16 protein-coding genes are annotated in these 16,968 nt (G+C 71.5%); 4 read left to right on the forward strand and 12 right to left on the reverse strand.

The features are described 5' to 3' along the window. Nucleotides 1-6: 6 nt before the first annotated feature. From ABR738_RS31310 to ABR738_RS31365, 12 genes are all read right to left on the reverse strand, one after another. Complete coding sequence (locus ABR738_RS31310) at nucleotides 7-897, reverse strand: ABC transporter permease (RefSeq protein WP_350233295.1); 891 nt, start codon at nucleotides 895-897, stop codon at nucleotides 7-9. Next, nucleotides 884-1,702 carry an ABC transporter ATP-binding protein gene (locus ABR738_RS31315; protein ID WP_350233296.1) on the reverse strand — a complete coding sequence of 273 codons (819 nt, stop codon included), beginning with the start codon at nucleotides 1,700-1,702 and terminating at the stop codon, nucleotides 884-886. Before ABR738_RS31315 ends, ABR738_RS31310 begins: the two co-directional genes overlap by 14 nt. Before the next feature lie 45 nt (nucleotides 1,703-1,747). Continuing rightward, entirely contained in the window at nucleotides 1,748-2,857 is a 1,110-nt protein-coding gene (locus ABR738_RS31320) for an aliphatic sulfonate ABC transporter substrate-binding protein (RefSeq protein WP_350233297.1), read from the reverse strand. A 239-nt stretch (nucleotides 2,858-3,096) separates the two neighbouring features. Further along, nucleotides 3,097-4,464 carry a sulfate adenylyltransferase subunit 1 gene (locus tag ABR738_RS31325; protein WP_350233298.1) on the reverse strand — a complete coding sequence of 456 codons (1,368 nt, stop codon included), beginning with the start codon at nucleotides 4,462-4,464 and terminating at the stop codon, nucleotides 3,097-3,099. A 1-nt stretch (nucleotide 4,465) separates the two neighbouring features. Further along, nucleotides 4,466-5,401 carry a sulfate adenylyltransferase subunit CysD gene (cysD, locus tag ABR738_RS31330; protein ID WP_350233299.1) on the reverse strand — a complete coding sequence of 312 codons (936 nt, stop codon included), beginning with the start codon at nucleotides 5,399-5,401 and terminating at the stop codon, nucleotides 4,466-4,468. Continuing rightward, nucleotides 5,398-5,943 carry an adenylyl-sulfate kinase gene (gene cysC / locus ABR738_RS31335; protein ID WP_350233300.1) on the reverse strand — a complete coding sequence of 182 codons (546 nt, stop codon included), beginning with the start codon at nucleotides 5,941-5,943 and terminating at the stop codon, nucleotides 5,398-5,400. The genes cysD and cysC overlap by 4 nt, the downstream gene beginning before the upstream one ends. A 41-nt stretch (nucleotides 5,944-5,984) precedes the next feature. Further along, nucleotides 5,985-6,698: a phosphoadenylyl-sulfate reductase gene (locus ABR738_RS31340; protein WP_350233301.1), complete on the reverse strand. Its 714-nt coding sequence runs from the start codon at nucleotides 6,696-6,698 to the stop codon at nucleotides 5,985-5,987. After that, nucleotides 6,695-6,874: a hypothetical protein gene (locus ABR738_RS31345; RefSeq protein WP_350233302.1), complete on the reverse strand. Its 180-nt coding sequence runs from the start codon at nucleotides 6,872-6,874 to the stop codon at nucleotides 6,695-6,697. The genes ABR738_RS31340 and ABR738_RS31345 overlap by 4 nt, the downstream gene beginning before the upstream one ends. Beyond that, nucleotides 6,871-8,568, reverse strand: a complete 1,698-nt coding sequence (locus ABR738_RS31350; protein ID WP_350233303.1) for a nitrite/sulfite reductase — start codon at nucleotides 8,566-8,568, stop codon at nucleotides 6,871-6,873. Before ABR738_RS31350 ends, ABR738_RS31345 begins: the two co-directional genes overlap by 4 nt. Before the next feature lie 114 nt (nucleotides 8,569-8,682). After that, nucleotides 8,683-8,766 carry a putative leader peptide gene (locus ABR738_RS31355; RefSeq protein ID WP_310591794.1) on the reverse strand — a complete coding sequence of 28 codons (84 nt, stop codon included), beginning with the start codon at nucleotides 8,764-8,766 and terminating at the stop codon, nucleotides 8,683-8,685. 153 nt (nucleotides 8,767-8,919) lie between these two features. Then, on the reverse strand, nucleotides 8,920-9,483 hold the full coding sequence (locus tag ABR738_RS31360; protein ID WP_350233304.1) for a GNAT family N-acetyltransferase: 564 nt from the start codon (nucleotides 9,481-9,483) through the stop codon (nucleotides 8,920-8,922). An 83-nt stretch (nucleotides 9,484-9,566) separates the two neighbouring features. Further along, nucleotides 9,567-11,213, reverse strand: coding sequence for an acyl-CoA dehydrogenase family protein (locus ABR738_RS31365; protein WP_350233305.1), 1,647 nt, complete (start codon nucleotides 11,211-11,213; stop codon nucleotides 9,567-9,569). Nucleotides 11,214-11,230: 17 nt separating this feature from the next. Between ABR738_RS31365 and ABR738_RS31370 the strand changes: the two genes are divergently transcribed. From ABR738_RS31370 to ABR738_RS31385, 4 genes are all read left to right on the forward strand, one after another. Next, a complete protein-coding gene (locus ABR738_RS31370; protein ID WP_350233306.1) occupies nucleotides 11,231-12,403 on the forward strand; it encodes a YihY/virulence factor BrkB family protein in 1,173 nt (390 codons plus the stop codon). 316 nt (nucleotides 12,404-12,719) lie between these two features. Further along, nucleotides 12,720-13,862 carry a ribosome small subunit-dependent GTPase A gene (rsgA, locus tag ABR738_RS31375; protein WP_350233307.1) on the forward strand — a complete coding sequence of 381 codons (1,143 nt, stop codon included), beginning with the start codon at nucleotides 12,720-12,722 and terminating at the stop codon, nucleotides 13,860-13,862. A 465-nt stretch (nucleotides 13,863-14,327) separates the two neighbouring features. Beyond that, complete coding sequence (locus ABR738_RS31380) at nucleotides 14,328-15,704, forward strand: bifunctional transcriptional activator/DNA repair enzyme AdaA (RefSeq protein ID WP_350234819.1); 1,377 nt, start codon at nucleotides 14,328-14,330, stop codon at nucleotides 15,702-15,704. 41 nt (nucleotides 15,705-15,745) lie between these two features. Further along, nucleotides 15,746-16,846 (forward strand): calcium:cation antiporter, encoded by a 1,101-nt coding sequence (locus ABR738_RS31385; RefSeq protein ID WP_350233308.1) that lies wholly within the window; start codon nucleotides 15,746-15,748, stop codon nucleotides 16,844-16,846. The last annotated feature ends 122 nt before the right edge of the window (nucleotides 16,847-16,968 follow it).

Consider the following 16,968-nt stretch of genomic DNA (forward strand, 5'->3'; position numbering starts at 1 on the left):
GGTGGTTCAGCCCCTCACGAGCAGACCGCGGCCGCGCAGCACGCGACGCTCCAGCGGACTGAAGATCAGCAGGTCGATGGCGATGCCCACGATCAGGATCAGGAGGATCGCCAGGAAGATGCCGGGCATGTCGGAGTTGTTGCGGCCGTTCTCCAGCAACTGGCCAAGTCCCAGGCCAAGATCGGGCGAGGAGGCGATGATCTCGGCGGCCATCAGCGAGCGCCACGAGAACGCCCAGCCCTGCTTGAGGCCGGCGAGGTAGCCGGGCAGGGCAGCCGGCATCAGGATGTGCCAGGCCCCGCGCATCCCGGTCGCGCCCAGTGTGCGGCCCGCCCGCAGATACAGCGGCGGCACCTGGTCGACGCCGGAGACGAGCCCGTTGGCGATCGAGGGGACCGCGCCGAGCAGGATCACCGCGTACATCATGGAGTCGTTCAGGCCGAGCCACAGCACGGCCGGCGGGACCCACGCCACCGACGGCAGCGACTGGAGCCCGGACAGGATCGGGCCGATGGCCGCCCGCACGAACTTGACCCGGGCGACGATCAGGCCGAGCGGCGTGCCGATGGCGAGCGCGAGCAGGAAGCCGAGCAGGCCGCGCGAGACGCTGGTCCACACGACGTCCAGCAAGGTGCCCTGGAGCCACATGTCGCGCAGGCTCGACCACACCGCGCCCGGCGCGGGCAGCTTGTAGGCGTCGGTGACCTTCGCCGACACCAGGACCTGCCACACCACCAGGACGAGGGCGACCGCGGTCAGCGGGGGCAGGACCTTCTTGACCAGCACCTCGCGCACCGGGGCGCGATGGGTCTGGACGGTTTCGAGCGCGTCGAGCCCCGCTTCGAGGCTGCCGAGGTCCGGGGCGTCCTTGACGTCGGTGGTCTCAGTGCTGGCCATGGCGGCGGATCTCCCCACGCAGTTGTTCAGTGATCTCGACGGAGAGCGCCGCCACTTCGGCGTCCTCGATGCGGCGCGGCTGGTCGATGTCCACCGTCCACTCGTGGGCGACCCGGCCGGGCCGCGAGGACAGCAGCACCACACGCTGCGCGAGCCGGACCGCCTCGCGCACGTTGTGCGTCACGAACAGCACCGACAGATTCCCCGCGACGGAGTCGCTGGTGTTCGCCGTGCGCCAGATGCGGGTCAGCTCGTCGTGCAGTACGTCGCGTGTGATCGCGTCCAGCGCCGCGAACGGCTCGTCCATCAGCAGGAGTTGGGACTCCTGCGCGATGGCGCGGGCCATCGCCACGCGTTGGCGCATGCCGCCGGACAGCTCGTGCACCCGCTTGCCGTGCGCGCCCTGGAGGCGCACCAGGGCGAGCAGTTCCTCGGCCCGCTCGCGCCGCTCGTTCTTGGGCACGCCGCGCAGCCGCAGGGCGAGCTCGATGTTCTTACCCGCGGTCAGCCACGGGAAGAGGGCGTGCTCCTGGAACATCAGGGCGGGGCGCCCGCCCGGCGTCTCGATGGTGCCCGAGGTCGGCGCGTCGAGGCCCGCGACCAGGTTGAGCAGCGTCGACTTGCCGCAGCCCGAGGCGCCCAGGAGGGTGACGAACTCGCCCGGCGCGACATCGAGAGTGATGTCGTCCAGGACGAGCTGGGGCCCCGCGGGAGAGCCGAACGACTTCGAGACGTGCCCGATCCGGGCGGCGTACTCGTGCGATGCCTCCGTGCGGTCCGTGGCCTTGACGAGTGCGGTGGCCATGGTCGTCACCTCCTGGGAAACCTGTGGAACCGGCTGGGTGGGGGATTACTTGACGCCGAGACCGGCGTCGCCGACCTCGGGCTTGCCCAGGGACTTGAGGACCTTGTTGAGCGGAGCCAGGTCGTAGATGCCCTTGAGGTCGGGCGCCTTGAGGAGACCGGCCTTCACGGCGTGGTCGGCCTGCGCCTGGAGGGTCGCCGCCAGCGGGTCGTCGAGGGTCTTGATGGACGTCCACGCCGGGTCGATGATGTTCGCCGGAAGCGCCTTGCCGGAGAGCTGCTTGAGCGCGGCGTTCGCGGAGGCCTTCGCCTGGTCGGGGTGGGTCCCGATCCACTCGTTGGTCTTCACCGAGCCGCGCAGTACCGCTTCGACGACGTCGGGGTGCGCCTTGAGGAACTTCTGCGACACGATGATGTTGGTGATCACGAACTGCTTGTCCGGCCACAGGTCGGACTCATCCAGGAGCACCTTGCCGCCCTCGGAGACCAGCTTGGACGCGGTCGGCTCGGGCACCCAGGCGCCGTCGATCGAACCGGACTTGAAGGCGTCCGGGGTGATCTTGTTGTCGGTGCGGACCACGTTCACGTCGCCCTTGCCGCTCTGGGGGTCGACCTTCCAGCCCTTGCCCGCCAGCCAGTTGAGGAACGCCACGTCCTGGGTGTTGCCGAGCTGGGGGGTCGCGATGTTTTTGGCCTTGAGGTCGTCGAGCGAGGTGACCTTGGCGGGGTCGACCACCAGCTTGACCCCGCCGGACGCGGAGCCGCCGATGATGCGCAGGCTCTGCCCCTTGGACTTGGTGTAGCCGTTGATCGAGGGCGAGGGGCCGATCCAGCCGATGTCGATCGAGCCCGCGTTCAGCGCCTCGATCTCCGAGGGCCCGGCGTTGAAGGTGGACGTCTTGACCTTCGTGCCGCCGAGCTCCTTCTGGAAGAGCCCTTCCTGGACGCCGACCAGCGCGGTGGCGTGCGTCAGGTTCGGGAAGTAGCCGATGGTGACGGAGTCGGCGGAGAGCTTCTTGGCGTCAGCGGCGGGCGCGGCCTTCGCGGCGTCGCCCTTGTCGGCGGCGGAGCCGTAGCCGCACGCGGCGAGCGCGCCGAACAGCAGGGGCAGGGCGGCGGCGGCGACAAAGCGCCTTCGGGCGGAGCTGGCAGGCATGGGAGGTGGTCCTCTCACGGGCCCGGATCGCGCGTCCGGCGGAGTCTCAACTCCGGGACACGGCCGGGAAGTCGGCGGGTCTTCGATGGGGCGGGGGGTGCGTGAGGTGCGTTTGGGCGCGCGAGCGGTGCGCGTACGTCATCGCGCACATCGGGCAACCCCGCCCTGGCCGCTGCCGAGGGCGCCGCTGCCGACGCGGCCGCCCTCCTTCGCGAAGGTCGCATAGATGTCGAGGTTCATCAGAAGTCCCAGCCGTCCTCGTCGGGCACACCGGCCGCTTCGGTCGCGACCGTCACGCTCTTGTGGGTCGCGAACGACTCACCCGCCATGCCGGCCGTGAGCGTCGTGCCGTCGGCGGGGTCGATCAGGAGGAATGATCCGGTGCGGCGGGAGTCGGCGTAGGAGTCGAGTGCCAGCGGTTCGGCGGTGCGCACCTTCACGCGGCCGATGTCGTTGGCGACGAGCCGGCCCGGGTGCGGGTGCTGGGAGAGGTCGTCCAGGGTGAGCCGGGACTCGATCTCCTTGACGATCGCCTTGACGGTGCGCGTGGTGTGCTTGAGCAGGACGCGCTGGCCCACCGTCAGGGGCTGGTCGGCCACGTGGCACACGGTCGCCTCGACGTCCTGGCTGGGTGTCGGGGCGTCCCCGCTCGGCACGATCAGGTCCCCGCGCGAGATGTCGATGTCGTCTTCGAGCAGGAGCGTGACGGACTGCGGCGTCCAGGCGACGTCGACGGACTCGCCGAGCAGGTCGATCCCGGCCACCTTGGTCGTACGCCCCGAGGGGAGCACGGTCACCGGCTCGCCGACCCGGAACGTACCGGCGGCGATCTGGCCCGCGTATCCCCGGTAGTCGGGGAGCTCGGCGGTCTGGGGGCGGATCACGTACTGCACCGGGAGGCGGGCGTGGCAGGAGGTCAGGTCGTGGCTGACCGGGACCGTCTCCAGGTGTTCGAGCACGGTGGGGCCGCCGTACCAGTCCATGTGGGCGCTGGGCTCCACCACGTTGTCGCCGACGAGCGCCGAGATCGGGATCCCCGTGATCTCCGGTACGCCCAACTCGCTGGCGTACGCGGTGAATTCCTCGGCGATCGCCGCGAAGACCTTCTCGTCGTAGCCCACCAGGTCCATCTTGTTGACGGCCAGGACCACGTGCGGCACGCGCAGCAGGGCGGCGACCGCCGCGTGCCTGCGGGTCTGCTCGATGACGCCGTTGCGGGCGTCCACCAGGACCACGGCGAGATCGGCGGTCGAGGCGCCCGTCACCATGTTGCGGGTGTACTGCACATGTCCGGGCGTATCCGCCAGGATGAACCGGCGCCGCGCGGTGGCGAAGTAGCGGTAGGCCACGTCGATGGTGATGCCCTGCTCGCGCTCGGCCCGCAGGCCGTCGGTCAGCAGCGCCAGGTCCGGCGCCTCCTGACCACGCTTGAGGGAGGCGGCCTCCACGGCCTCCAGCTGGTCGCTCAGGACCGACTTGGAGTCGTGCAGCAGGCGGCCCACCAGCGTGGACTTGCCATCGTCGACGGATCCGGCGGTGGCGAAACGCAGCAGGGTGGTGGCCGACGGGTCGGCCAGCTGCTGGGCGGTCTCGGCGGTAGTGCTCACTTTAGAAGTACCCCTCGCGCTTGCGGTCTTCCATCGCGGCCTCGGACAGTTTGTCGTCGGCACGGGTGGCGCCCCGTTCGGTCAGCCTCGACGCCGCGATCTCGGTGATGACCGCGTCCAGCGTCGTCGCGTCGGAGTCGACGGCGCCCGTGCAGGACATGTCGCCCACCGTGCGATAACGCACCAGGCGGGTCTCGACGCTCTCGCCCTCCTTGGGGCCGCCCCACTCACCCGCGGTCAGCCACATGCCCGACCGCTTGAACACCTCACGCTCATGCGCGAAGTAGATGCCCGGCAGGGCGATGTCCTCACGGGCGATGTACTGCCACACGTCCAGCTCGGTCCAGTTGGACAGCGGGAAGACGCGCACGTGCTCGCCCGGCGCGTGCCGGCCGTTGTAGAGCTGCCACAGCTCGGGCCGCTGACGGCGCGGGTCCCACTGCGAGAACTCGTCCCGCAGCGAGAACACCCGCTCCTTGGCGCGGGCCTTCTCCTCGTCGCGCCGCCCGCCCCCGAACACCGCGTCGAAGCGGTGCTCCTGGATGGCCTCGGTCAGCGGCACCGTCTGGAGCGGGTTGCGCACCCCGTCGGGGCGCTCGCGCAGCTTGCCCGCGTCGATGTACTCCTGCACCGAGGCGACGTGCAGCCGCAGACCGTGCTCGGCCACCACGCGGTCGCGGTAGGCCAGGACCTCGGGGAAGTTGTGCCCGGTGTCGACATGCAGCAGGCAGAAGGGGACGGGCGCCGGGGCGAACGCCTTCAGCGCGAGGTGCAGCATGAGGATGGAGTCCTTGCCGCCGGAGAACAGGATCACCGGCCGCTCGAACTCACCCGCCACCTCACGGAAGATGTGCACCGCCTCGGACTCCAACGCGTCCAGATGGCTCAGCGCGTACGGGCTGTCCACACCCTCGGTCACGGTCGCGGCCGACGTCATGCCAGCCCCCTCTCGGTGAGCAGCGCAAAAAGTGCCGCCGCGGACTCCTGCACGGTCTGGGTATGTGACTCGATCACCAAATCCGGCGCCTCGGGCGCCTCGTACGGGTCGTCGACGCCGGTCAGGCCGCTGATCTCGCCCGCCGCCTGCTGGGCGTACAGACCCTTCACATCGCGTACGGAGCACACCTCGACCGGAGTGGCGACATGCACCTCCAGATAGGCGGTGCCCTCGCTCTGGTGACGCTTGCGGACGGCCTCGCGGCTGTCGGCGTACGGCGCGATCACCGGGACCAGCGCCTTGACGCCGTTGGCGGCGAGGAGTTCGGCGACGAAACCGATCCGCTGCACATTGGTGTGCCGGTCCTCACGGCTGAAGCCGAGCCCCGCGGAAAGGAACGTGCGGATCTCGTCGCCGTCCAGCACCTCCACCCGGTGCCCGTCCGCGCGCAGCCTGCCCGCGAGTTCGAGGGCGATGGTCGTCTTGCCGGCGCTCGGCAGACCGGTCAGCCAGATGGTGGCTCCCGCCTCCGTCACGCTCATCGAAGTCTCCTGGTCGTCTCTGGGCCTGTGCTGGACTGTCATCAGTGCAGCCCGCACTCGGTCTTGTTGCGTCCGGCCCAGCGGCCGGCGCGCGCGTCCTCGCCCTCGGCGACCCGGCGGGTGCACGGGGCGCAGCCGATCGAGGGGTAGCCGTCCATGAGCAGGAGGTTGGTGATCACACCGTGCTCCGCGATGTACGCGTCCACGTCGTCCTGCGTCCAGCGGGCGATGGGCGACACCTTGACCTTCTGCCGCTTCTCGTCCCAGCCGACCACCGGGGTGTTCGCCCGGGTCGGGGACTCGTCGCGGCGCAGCCCCGTGGCCCACGCGGCGTACGAACTCAGGCCCTGCTCAAGGGGCTTGACCTTGCGCAGGGCGCAGCACAGGTCGGGGTCGCGGTCGTGGAGCCGTGGGCCGTACTCGGCGTCCTGCTCGGCGACGCTCTGACGCGGGGTCAGGGTGATGACGTTGACGTCCATCACCTCGGCCACCGCGTCCCGGGTCCCGATGGTCTCGGGGAAGTGGTAGCCGGTGTCGAGGAACACCACGTCCACGCCGGGCATGGCCCGCGAGGCGAGGTGGGCGACGACGGCGTCCTCCATGGAGGAGGTGACGCAGAAGCGCTTGCCGAAGGTGTCGGCGGCCCACCGCAGGATCTCCAGCGGCGAGGCGTCTTCGAGGTCACGGCCCGCCTGTTCGGCGAGCGCCTTGAGGTCTTGTGCCGTGCGGCCGTCGCTGGTCCGAGTGGCCGTCATATCGCTTCCCCTCCAGTGGTGTCGCGCCGCAGCCCGCGGGCCAGGAGCCCGAGGAACTTCAGCTGGAAGGCCCGGTTGCACGCCGCGCATTCCCACGCGCCGTGTCCGGCCTCGTGGGGACGCAGGTCCTCGTCCCCGCAGTAGGGGCAGTGGTAGGGGGCCGCGCGCTCGCTCATGACAGGGCCTCCTCGCCGGCGCGTCCGGCCCAGGCCGCGAACCGCTCGCCCTCGGCGCGCTCCGCCTGGAAGCGCCTGAGGACCCGCTCGACGTAGTCGGGCAGCTCGGCCGAGGTGACTTTCAGGCCCCGCACCTTGCGGCCGAAGCCGGCCTCCAGGCCGAGCGCGCCGCCCAGGTGCACCTGGAAGCCCTCGACCTGGTTGCCCGCGTCGTCCAGGACCAGCTGGCCCTTGAGGCCGATGTCGGCGACCTGGATGCGGGCGCAGGAGTTGGGGCAGCCGTTGATGTTGATGGTGATGGGCTCGTCGAACTCCGGGATGCGGCGCTCCAGTTCGTCGATGAGCGAGGCGCCGCGCGCCTTGGTCTCGACGATGGCGAGCTTGCAGAACTCGATGCCGGTGCAGGCCATGGTGCCGCGCCGGAACGGCGAGGCGTTGACCTTCAAGCCCAGGGACTCCAGGCCCGACACCAGCGACTCGACGCGGTCCTCCTCGACGTCGAGCACGATCAGCTTCTGCTCGGTGGTGGTACGCAGCCGCCCCGAGCCGTGCGTCTCGGCGAGCTCGGCGATCTTGCTCAGGGTGGCGCCGTCGACGCGTCCCACGCGCGGGGCGAAGCCGATGTAGAAGCGGCCGTCGTTCTGGCGGTGCACGCCGAGGTGATCGCGCCAGACGTCCTTGGGCAGTTCGGGCGCGGGCCCGTCCAGCAGGTCGCGCTTCAGGTACTCGTCCTGGAGGACCTGGCGGAACTTCTGCGGTCCCCAGTCGGCGACGAGGAACTTCAGGCGGGCGCGGTTGCGCAGCCGACGGTAGCCGTAGTCACGGAAGATGGAGATGACGCCCTCGAAGACATCGGGCACCTCCTCCACCGGCACCCACGCGCCGAGCCGCACGCCGAGCTTGGGGTTGGTGGAGAGCCCGCCGCCGACCCACACGTCGAAGCCGGGGCCGTGCTCGGGGTGCTCGACGCCGACGAACGCCACGTCGTTGATCTCGTGCGCGACGTCCAGCTGCGGGGAGCCGGAGATGGCCGTCTTGAACTTGCGGGGCAGGTTGGAGAAGGCCGGATTGCCGATGAAGCGCCGGTGGATCTCCTCGACGGCCGGGGTGCCGTCGACGATCTCGTCCGCGGCGATGCCGGCGACCGGCGAGCCGAGGATGGTGCGCGGAGTGTCACCGCAGGCCTCGGTGGTGGACAGGCCGACGGCTTCGAGCCGGTTCCAGATCTCGGGGACGTCCTCGATGCGGATCCAGTGGTACTGGACGTTCTGCCGGTCGGTGAGGTCGGCGGTACCGCGCGCGAACTCCTGCGAGATCTCGCCGATCACGCGCAGCTGCTCGGTGGTCAGGCGCCCGCCGTCGATGCGGACGCGCAGCATGAAGTACTCGTCGTCCAGCTCCTCCGGCTCGAGGATGGCCGTCTTGCCGCCGTCGATGCCCTGGCGGCGCTGGGTGTAGAGACCCCACCAGCGCATCCGGCCGCGCAGGTCGCTCGGGTCGATGGAGTCGAAACCACGCTTGGAGTAGATCGTCTCAATGCGTGTCCGCACATTGAGACCGTCGTCGTCCTTCTTCACTTGCTCGTTGCCGTTGAGGGGCGTGAAGTGCCCGGCGGCCCACTGGCCTTCACCACGGTGGCGGCCCGTCTTGCGACGGGGCGGCGTGGGGGCAGGGGTTTCTGGGCTGACGGCCATGGCGTATGTCCTTCAAGACTGCAGGAGGGCGGCTCTGACCTGCACACTCGCGCGTGGGCGCGACGGTGCGCAGTCAGGAAAGAGGGAGGAGGATTCGCGGCGCTGCCGGAGGCGTCAGCGTGCCGGACAGATGGCGCTGGACATGCGGCCGAGGTCGACGTGCCGCCGACTCACCAAGGCAATTCCAGTTCCAGACATGACGGAAGCGTGTCACGGGACTTTGGACCCAGTCCACCACTATCCAGGATGTGGACGTAGATGTCCCGCATCATGAGACGCTGTGTTCCGGGTCACGGACCGGAGGCGCTGGTTCCGTGGGCCCCGGCCCGTTCCACGTGCCGGGGGCGACCGTCAGAACGCCCCCGGCCAGGGGCCCGGGGCGGCCACCTCGTCGGCCTGCTCCTGCCGGGTGTCGAAGAGCTTGAAGCCGCGCCGCACGTAGTTGTCCATCGCGTGCTCCCCGTCGAGCGAGCACGTGTGCAGCCACACCCGCTCCGTGGCGGGCAGCCCCGGCCAGCGCCCGGCCAGGTCCCAGGCCCGCCGGACCCCCTGCGTCAGGAGGTGGCCGCCGATGCGCCGGCCGCGGAAAGCGGGCAGCAGCCCGAAGTAGACGATCTCCACCACGCCGCCGGGCTGCGCCTCCAGCTCGACGTAACCCGCGGGCGTGCCCCGCTCGTAGGCCACCCACGTCTCCGTGCCCGGCTCGGCGAGCAGCCGCTCCCACTGCGCGTACGTCAGGCCCAGTCGGTCGGTCCACCGGATGTCGCCGCCGACCGCCGTATAGAGGAAGCGGCTGAACTCCGGCGAGGGAACCTCGGCGCGTACGACCGTGACGTCGCCGGCGGGCTCGGCGGCCGGGCGCAGATCGGCGGCGGAGGTCTGCTCCAGGGACCACGTGGTGACGGTGATACTCATGGGGCCAGGCAATCATGCGGCCGCGACGGCCTCCAACGCAGGTCAGGGAGTGTGGGCCCCCGGCCGGCGCCGGGGGCCCGCCCTCACACCTCGGCGCGGGCCCGCTCCACCACCGACGCCAGGTCGAGGGAGTGCGGCAGCGTCCCGAAGGCCGCCCCCCAGTCGCCGCCGAGCCGCGAGGCGCAGAACGCGTCCGCGACCTCCGGCGGCGCCCAGCGCACCAGGAGCGAGCCCTGGAGCACCAGCGCCATCCGCTCCACCAGGCGCCGCGCCCGCCCCTCGATGCCGTTCAGATCGGCGAGTTCGGTCAGCAGGCCCTTGATCGCCCCGTCCAGCCGGTGGTCCGCGCCGCGCGCCGCGCCGACCTCCTGGAGAAAGGCGTTGATCGCAGCCGGTTCGCGCTGGAGTGCCCGCAGCACATCGAGTGCCTGGACGTTGCCCGAGCCCTCCCAGATCGAGTTCAGCGGGGCCTCGCGCAGCAGCCGGGGCATGCCCGACTCCTCCACGTACCCATTGCCGCCCAGGCATTCCAGCGCCTCGCCCGCCACCGGCGTACACCGCTTGGTGACCCAGTACTTGGCGGCCGGCACCGCGAGCCGCAAAAACGCCCGCTCCTGCTCGGTGTCCGCGTCGTAGGCGGCCGCGAGCCGCAGCGCCAGCGTGCTGGCGGCCTCCGACTCCAGGGCCAGGTCGGCCAGCACATTGCGCATCAGGGGCTTGTCCACGAGCAGACCGCCGAACGCGCTGCGGTGGGAGGCGTGGTGAATCGCCTGCGCCACCGCCTGGCGCATGATCGCCGCCGAGCCGATCACACAGTCGAGCCGGGTCGCCGCCACCATCTCGATGATGGTGCGCACCCCGCGCCCCTCCTCGCCGACCCGGCGCGCCCACGTCCCGTCGAACTCGACCTCGCTCGAGGCGTTCGACTTGTTGCCCAGCTTGTCCTTGAGGCGCTGGATGGCGAACGTGTTGCGGCTGCCGTCCGCGAGGACGCGGGGCACCAGGAAACAGGTGAGGCTGTCCTTGTGGGCGGCGGATGCCTGCGCGAGCACCAGGAAGCCGTCGCTCATCGGCGCCGAACAGAACCACTTGTGTCCGGTCAGGACGTACTCGCCGTCGGCGCCGAGCGCGGTCGCGGTGGTGGTGTTGGCGCGTACGTCGCTGCCGCCCTGCTTCTCCGTCATGCCCATGCCGAAGAGCACGCCGCCCTTCTCGGCGGCCGGCCGCAGCCCCTCCTCGTACACATGCGAGGTGAGCCTCGGCTCCCACTCGGCGGCCAGTGCCGCATCGGTGCGCAGCGCGGGCACCGCCGCGTGCGTCATCGAGACCGGGCAGCCGTGCCCGCCCTCGGCCTGGGTCCACACCAAGAACCCGGCCGCGCGCCGCACATGGCCCGCCGGGCGGCCCCAGGCGTCCGTGAGCCCCGACGTCACCGCCTTGCCGAGCAGCCGGTGCCAGCTGGGATGGAACTCCACCTCGTCGATCCGGTTGCCGTAGCGGTCATGGGTGCGCAGCTTCGGCGGGTTCTCGTTCGCCAGCACACCCCACTCCTGTGCCTGCGCGGATCCCGCGGACGTCCCGAGCCCCGAAAGCTCCTCCTTCACCTCCTCCACGAGGTCTGGCGCGGTGTGCCGCTCGACGGCCTCGACAAGGGCCCGGTCGGCGGTGAAGACGTCGTACCCCACCAGGGGCGGAGGCTGGTTGGTCACTGTGTGGGTCGTGGCTGCCATGCCGATACGGTAAGGACGTGCAGCCAGCAAATGAAACACCCGAGCGGACTTCCGGCCGCCTTCATCGGGCCCGTGTCGTCTACCGCAACGTCTCCAAGCGGAAATTGGGCTGGCTGCTCCTCAAGGACACCGTCAACTCCTGCGTGGAGTACCGCATCCTGGGCCTGGCAGCCGAGGCCGCGTTCTTCACGCTGCTCTCGCTGCCCCCGCTGCTGCTCAGTGTGATCGCGCTGCTCGGTTACGTGGACGGCTGGACCAATACCCACACCGTCGCCAGCATCGAGCAGAACATCCTCAACGCGGCCGGAACGGTCCTGTCCGAACGGGGCGTGCACGAGTTCGCGCAGCCGCTCCTCGAAGACGTCACCAAGGGCAAGCGTCCCGACATCGTCTCCATCGGCTTCGCCATCGCCCTGTGGTCGGGCTCGCGCGCGGTGAACGTCTTCATCGACACCATCACCGTCATGTACGGACTCGACGGACACCGGGGCATCGTCAAGACCCGGCTGCTCTCGCTCCTGCTCTACGTCGTCGCGCTGCTCATCGGCGCGGTCGTGCTGCCGCTCGCGGTGGTGGGACCCGACCGGGTGGTGGAGCTCGTCCCGTGGGGCACGGACGTGATCAGCTTCCTGTACTGGCCCACGATGATCCTGCTGTCCATCGCCTTCCTCACCACCCTCTTCCACGTCTCCGTGCCGGTCCGCTCGCCGTGGATCGAGGACGTGCCGGGCGCGCTGGTGGCCCTGGCGATGTGGGTGCTCGGCTCGTTCCTGCTGCGGATCTATCTGACCAGCACGGTCGAGGGCCCCACCATCTACGGCTCGCTCGCCGCGCCCATCGCGGTGCTGCTCTGGATCGGCATCTCGGCTTTCGCGGTCCTGGTCGGCGCGGCCGTCAACGCGGCCATCGACCGGGTGTGGCCCTCGGTGGCCACGGCCGCCGCGCGCGCCGCGAGCGACCGGGTGCGCACCGCGCAGGCCGCCCAGCTGCTGGCCCGCGCCCAGCCCACCCAGCCCTCGCTCTTCGACCCCGAGGACGACGACCCGGAGGACGCCTTCGATCCCGGGATGCCCTCGGAGTTCCCCGAACGCTGGTCGAAGTTCCTGCCCCCGGACGACGTGAAGTCCCGCCTGCACCACGTGAAGAAGCACGAAAAACACGAGGAACGCCACCCGCGCGACCCCGAGTGACCTCGGCCGTACGCGCGGGCCGCGCCGACCGGGCGCGGTGCGGGGTGTCCGTGTGGGCGGGGTCGCGTCAGCCCCGGACAATTGGCTGGCGCCGGCTCGCCGACGGCTCTAAAGTCGGGGCTGTTCGAGCGGGGCGACACGAGTCGTCGCCGGTGGTGAGACCTGTACGAGGAGGTGTGAACGATGGCTGTCGTCGCGAAGGGCGCTGCCCGCATTCCGAAGCTGATCTCTCACACCCCCGTGGCCTCCGGCTGACCTTCTGCTTCCTCCACGCCTGCGCGCGTGGCGCCGGGGCCGCCCTTCGAAGGGTCCCCCCTTGTCTTCTTCGTCTTTTTCGTCTTCGTCGCTCTCCTCGTACTTCACCGCGTCGAACGACTCCGCCCCCGGGCGTCCGCTCGCCGCGTACGGCTGGGACGACGTCTGGGCGGCGGAGTTCGCCCCGTACGCCGAGCAGGGCCTGGTGCCCGGCCGGGTCGTACGCGTCGACCGCGGCCAGTGCGATGTGGTGACCGCGTCCGGCACCCTGCGCGCGGACACCGCGTTCGTCACCCCGCACGATCCGATGCGGGTCATCTGCACCGGCGACTGGGCCGCCGTCGAGCCGGCCGGCGACCCCCGGTTCGTGCGGGCGTATCTGCCGCGCCGCACCGCCTTCGTGCGCGGCACCTCCTCCAACCGGTCCGAGGCGCAGATCCTCGCGGCCAACGTCGACATGGCGATCATCGCGGTGTCGCTCGCCGTGGAACTCGACCTCGGCCGCATCGAGCGGTTCCTGGCCCTGGCCTGGGAGTCGGGCGCGCAGCCGGTGGTCGTCCTCACCAAGTGCGACCTGGTCCCCGACCCCGTCGGGCTCTCCTACTTGCTCCAGGACGTCGAGACCACCGCGCCGGGCGTACGGGTGCTCGCGGTCAGCGCGGCCACGGGTGAGGGCGTCGAGATGCTGGGTGAGCTCGTCGCGGGCGGCACCAGTGTGCTGCTCGGGCAGTCCGGCGCGGGCAAGTCCACGCTCGCCAACGCGCTGCTGGGCGAGGAGGTGATGGCGGTGCAGGCCGCGCGTGAGGTGGACGGCAAGGGCCGCCACACCACGACCACGCGCAATCTCCTCGTGCTGCCTGGCGGCGGCGTCCTCATCGACACCCCGGGGCTTCGGGGGGTGGGCCTGTACGACGCGGAGTCCGGGGTCGGGCAGGCCTTCTCCGAGATCGAGGAACTGGCCGCCGACTGCCGCTTCCACGACTGCGCGCACCTCGCGGAGCCGGGGTGCGCGGTGCTGGAGGCGGTGGAGGACGGGTCGCTGCCGCAGCGGCGTCTGGAGAGCTACCGCAAGCTGTTGCGCGAGAACCGGCGCATCGTGGCCAAGACGGATGCGAGGTTGCGGGCGGGCATCCGGCGCGAGTGGAAGGCGAAGGGGGCGGAGGGCCGCGCGAATGGCGCGGCCAAGCGGGGCGGGTTGCGCTGACGGATGCGGGTCGTGGGTGGCTGGGCGCGCAGTTCCCCGCGCCCCTGACAGGGTTCGTGCTGGCCCGCACCGGCAGCCTCGGCCCGCCTGGCGTTTGCGGGCGGGGCCCCGGGGTTGCGGGTGCGGGTCGTGGGTGGCTGGGCGCGCAGTTCCCCGCGCCCCTTGACTGCGTGGTGCGGGCCCGCACGGGGTGTTTGCGCAGTTTCCCGCGCCCCTGGCAGGGTTCGTGCTGGCCCGCACCGGCAGCCTCGGCCCGCCTGGCGTTTGCGGGCGGGGCCCCGGGGCTGCGGGTGCGGGCCGTGCGTGGCCGGGCGCGCAGTTCCCCGCGCCCCTGGCAGGGTTGGTGCCGGCCCGCATGGGCGCCCCCAGCCCGTCCGGCGGGGACCCACGAGGGCGGCGCGGCCCGGGTCGATGTCTGAAAGCCGCCAGCGGCCCCGCGGGGGACCCCGCACACTGGACTGCGTGATGGACGCAGAAGCCCAGTACGAGGCCGTAAGCAGCAGGGACGCCCGGTTCGACGGCGAGTTCTTCTTCGCCGTGGCGACCACGGGCATCTACTGCCGCCCGAGCTGCCCCGCGATCACCCCGCGCCGCGAGAACGTCCGGTTCTTCCCCACCGCCGCCGCCGCCCAGGGCCACGGTTTCCGCGCGTGCCGCCGCTGCCGCCCGGACGCCGTGCCCGGCTCCGCCGCGTGGAACGCGCGGGCCGACGTCGTGGCCCGCGCCATGCGCATGATCGGGGACGGCGTGGTGGACCGCGAGGGCGTGCCGGGCCTCGCGACCCGGCTCGGCTACAGCACCCGTCAGGTGCAGCGCCAGCTCACCGCCGAGGTGGGCGCGGGCCCGGTCGCCCTGGCCAGAGCCCAACGCGCCCACAGCGCCCGGGTGTTGCTCCAGACCACCACGCTGCCCGTCACCGAGATCGCCTTCGCCGCCGGATTCGCCAGCGTGCGCCAGTTCAACGACACCGTCCGCCAGATCTACGCCCGCACCCCGAGCGCCCTGCGCGAAGAGGCCGGCGCCCGCGCCACGGGCCCCGGCGCCGCGACCGCCGCAGGCGTTCCGCTGCGGCTCGCGTACCGAGGCGCGTACGCGGTGAAGGAGACGTTCGACCTGTTGGCCGCCGAGGCCGTCGAGCACGTCGAGGAGGTCGTCGGCGACCCGGGCCGGCGGACCTACCGCCGCACCCTGCGGCTGCCGCACGGCACCGCCGTCGTGGCCGTCGCCGAGGCCGCCCCCGCACACACCACCGCCCGCCAGGGCTGGCTGGACGCGCGGATCCACCTCACCGACCCGCGCGACCTGACCACTGCCGTCCAGCGCCTGCGCCGCCTGTTCGACCTGGACGCCGACCCGTACGCCGTCGACGAACGGCTCGGCGCCGACGCGCGCCTGGCCCCGCTGGTCGCGCGCACCCCGGGCCTGCGCTCACCGGGCGCCGCCGACCCCGACGAGTGCGCGGTGCGCGCGCTGACCGGCACGCGGGGCGCGGCCGCGCTCGTGGAGACGTACGGCAAACGCCTGGACATACCCGACGGGACGCTCACCCACCTCTTCCCCGAACCCGCGACGCTCGCCGCCCACGGTGACCCCCACCTCGCGGCGCTCGCGACCGCGCTCGCCGACGCCACCCTGCGCCTGGACGCGGGGGCCGACCGCGACGAGGCCGCACGGATGCTGCGGACGCTGCCCGGCATGGACGAGGAGACCGTCGCGCTGATCCGGACCCGGGCGCTCGGCGACCCGGACGTGGGGGCGGCGCCGGGGGAGGACGCCTGGCGGCCCTGGCGCTCCTACGCCCGACGCCATCTGGCGCTCGCGGCGGCGGCCGGGGAGCAGTAACCCGACGGGCGGCCACCGGCCACTTCTGGGAACGTCGAGGCATGATCCGTCTCGCGCGACTGCCTCTCGAACGCTGGTCGGCGGTGCTGCCGCCGCTCGCCCTCGTGCTGCTGGCGCTGACCTGGGGGCGCTCCCTGCCCGCCTGGCTCGTCGCGCTGGTCGCGTGCTTCCTGGCCGGGGCGGTGCTCGCCGCGGTGCACCACGCCGAAGTGGTCGCGCACCGGGTGGGCGAGCCGTTCGGCTCCCTCGTGCTCGCGGTCGCCGTGACGGTCATCGAGGTCGCCCTGATCGTCACCCTGATGTCGGACGGCGGCGACAAAAGCGCCTCCCTGGCCCGCGACACCGTCTTCGCCGCCGTGATGATCACCTGCAACGGCATCGTGGGGGTGTGTCTCCTGGTCGGCGCCCTGCGCCGCAGAGTCGCCGTCTTCAACGCCGAGGGCACCGTCACCGCCTTCGCGACGGTCACCACGCTCGCGGGCCTCAGTCTGGCTTTGCCCACGTTCACCACCAGCAAGCCGGGCCCCCAGTTCACGCCGGCCCAGTTGATCTTCGCCGCGATCGCCTCGGTCTTCCTGTACGGGCTCTTCGTGGCCACCCAGACCGTGCGCCACCGCGACTATTTCCTGCCAGTGACCCAGCAGGGCGACGTGATGCGCGACGACGACCACGCCGAGGCGCCCCCGGCCCGCACTGCCTGGGCCAGTGTCGCCCTGCTCGGGGTGGCGCTGGTCGCCGTCGTGGGCCTGGCCAAGGGGGTGTCGCCGACCATCGAGCGCGGGGTCGCGGCGGCCGGGCTCCCGGCCTCCGTGGTGGGCGTCGTCATCGCGCTGCTCGTCCTGCTGCCGGAGACCATCGCCGCCGTCCGCGCGGCCCGCCGCGACCGCCTCCAGACCAGCCTCAACCTGGCACTTGGCTCGGCCATGGCCAGCATCGGCCTCACCATTCCGGCGGTCGCGCTCGCCACGGTCTGGCTCGCCGGACCACTCCTGCTCGGTCTCGGCGCGAGCCACATGGTGCTGCTCGCGCTGACCGTCGCGGTCGGCATCCTGACCGTCGTGCCGGGGCGCGCCACGCTGATGCAGGGCGGCGTGCACCTGTCGCTGTTCGCCGCGTACATCGTCCTCGCGGTCAGCCCCTAGCCCGCCACGCCGCGGGTGCACGATCCCGGCCGCGCGAGCGACGCTTTCAAGTCACCTGAGAACAGGGCCTGTTGACGGACCCGTCGTGCCGTCCCACGATCGAAAGGTAGGTAGTTGCTCAA

The sequence above is a fragment of the Streptomyces sp. Edi4 genome (assembly GCF_040253615.1).
Classification (GTDB): Bacteria; Actinomycetota; Actinomycetes; order Streptomycetales; family Streptomycetaceae; genus Streptomyces.

What these genes read in the sequence shown, in the direction of transcription:
- ABR738_RS31310 (WP_350233295.1), bottom strand. Translation starts at nt 897, where the DNA reads ATGGCCAGCACTGAGACCACCGACGTCAAGGACGCCCCGGACCTCGGC.
- ABR738_RS31315 (WP_350233296.1), bottom strand. Translation starts at nt 1,702, where the DNA reads ATGGCCACCGCACTCGTCAAGGCCACGGACCGCACGGAGGCATCGCAC.
- ABR738_RS31320 (WP_350233297.1), bottom strand. Translation starts at nt 2,857, where the DNA reads ATGCCTGCCAGCTCCGCCCGAAGGCGCTTTGTCGCCGCCGCCGCCCTG.
- cysD (WP_350233299.1), bottom strand. Translation starts at nt 5,401, where the DNA reads ATGACGTCGGCCGCGACCGTGACCGAGGGTGTGGACAGCCCGTACGCG.
- cysC (WP_350233300.1), bottom strand. Translation starts at nt 5,943, where the DNA reads ATGAGCGTGACGGAGGCGGGAGCCACCATCTGGCTGACCGGTCTGCCG.
- ABR738_RS31340 (WP_350233301.1), bottom strand. Translation starts at nt 6,698, where the DNA reads ATGACGGCCACTCGGACCAGCGACGGCCGCACGGCACAAGACCTCAAG.
- ABR738_RS31345 (WP_350233302.1), bottom strand. Translation starts at nt 6,874, where the DNA reads ATGAGCGAGCGCGCGGCCCCCTACCACTGCCCCTACTGCGGGGACGAG.
- ABR738_RS31350 (WP_350233303.1), bottom strand. Translation starts at nt 8,568, where the DNA reads ATGGCCGTCAGCCCAGAAACCCCTGCCCCCACGCCGCCCCGTCGCAAG.
- ABR738_RS31355 (WP_310591794.1), bottom strand. Translation starts at nt 8,766, where the DNA reads ATGTCTGGAACTGGAATTGCCTTGGTGAGTCGGCGGCACGTCGACCTC.
- ABR738_RS31360 (WP_350233304.1), bottom strand. Translation starts at nt 9,483, where the DNA reads ATGAGTATCACCGTCACCACGTGGTCCCTGGAGCAGACCTCCGCCGCC.
- ABR738_RS31365 (WP_350233305.1), bottom strand. Translation starts at nt 11,213, where the DNA reads ATGGCAGCCACGACCCACACAGTGACCAACCAGCCTCCGCCCCTGGTG.
- ABR738_RS31380 (WP_350234819.1), top strand. Translation starts at nt 14,328, where the DNA reads ATGGACGCAGAAGCCCAGTACGAGGCCGTAAGCAGCAGGGACGCCCGG.
- ABR738_RS31385 (WP_350233308.1), top strand. Translation starts at nt 15,746, where the DNA reads ATGATCCGTCTCGCGCGACTGCCTCTCGAACGCTGGTCGGCGGTGCTG.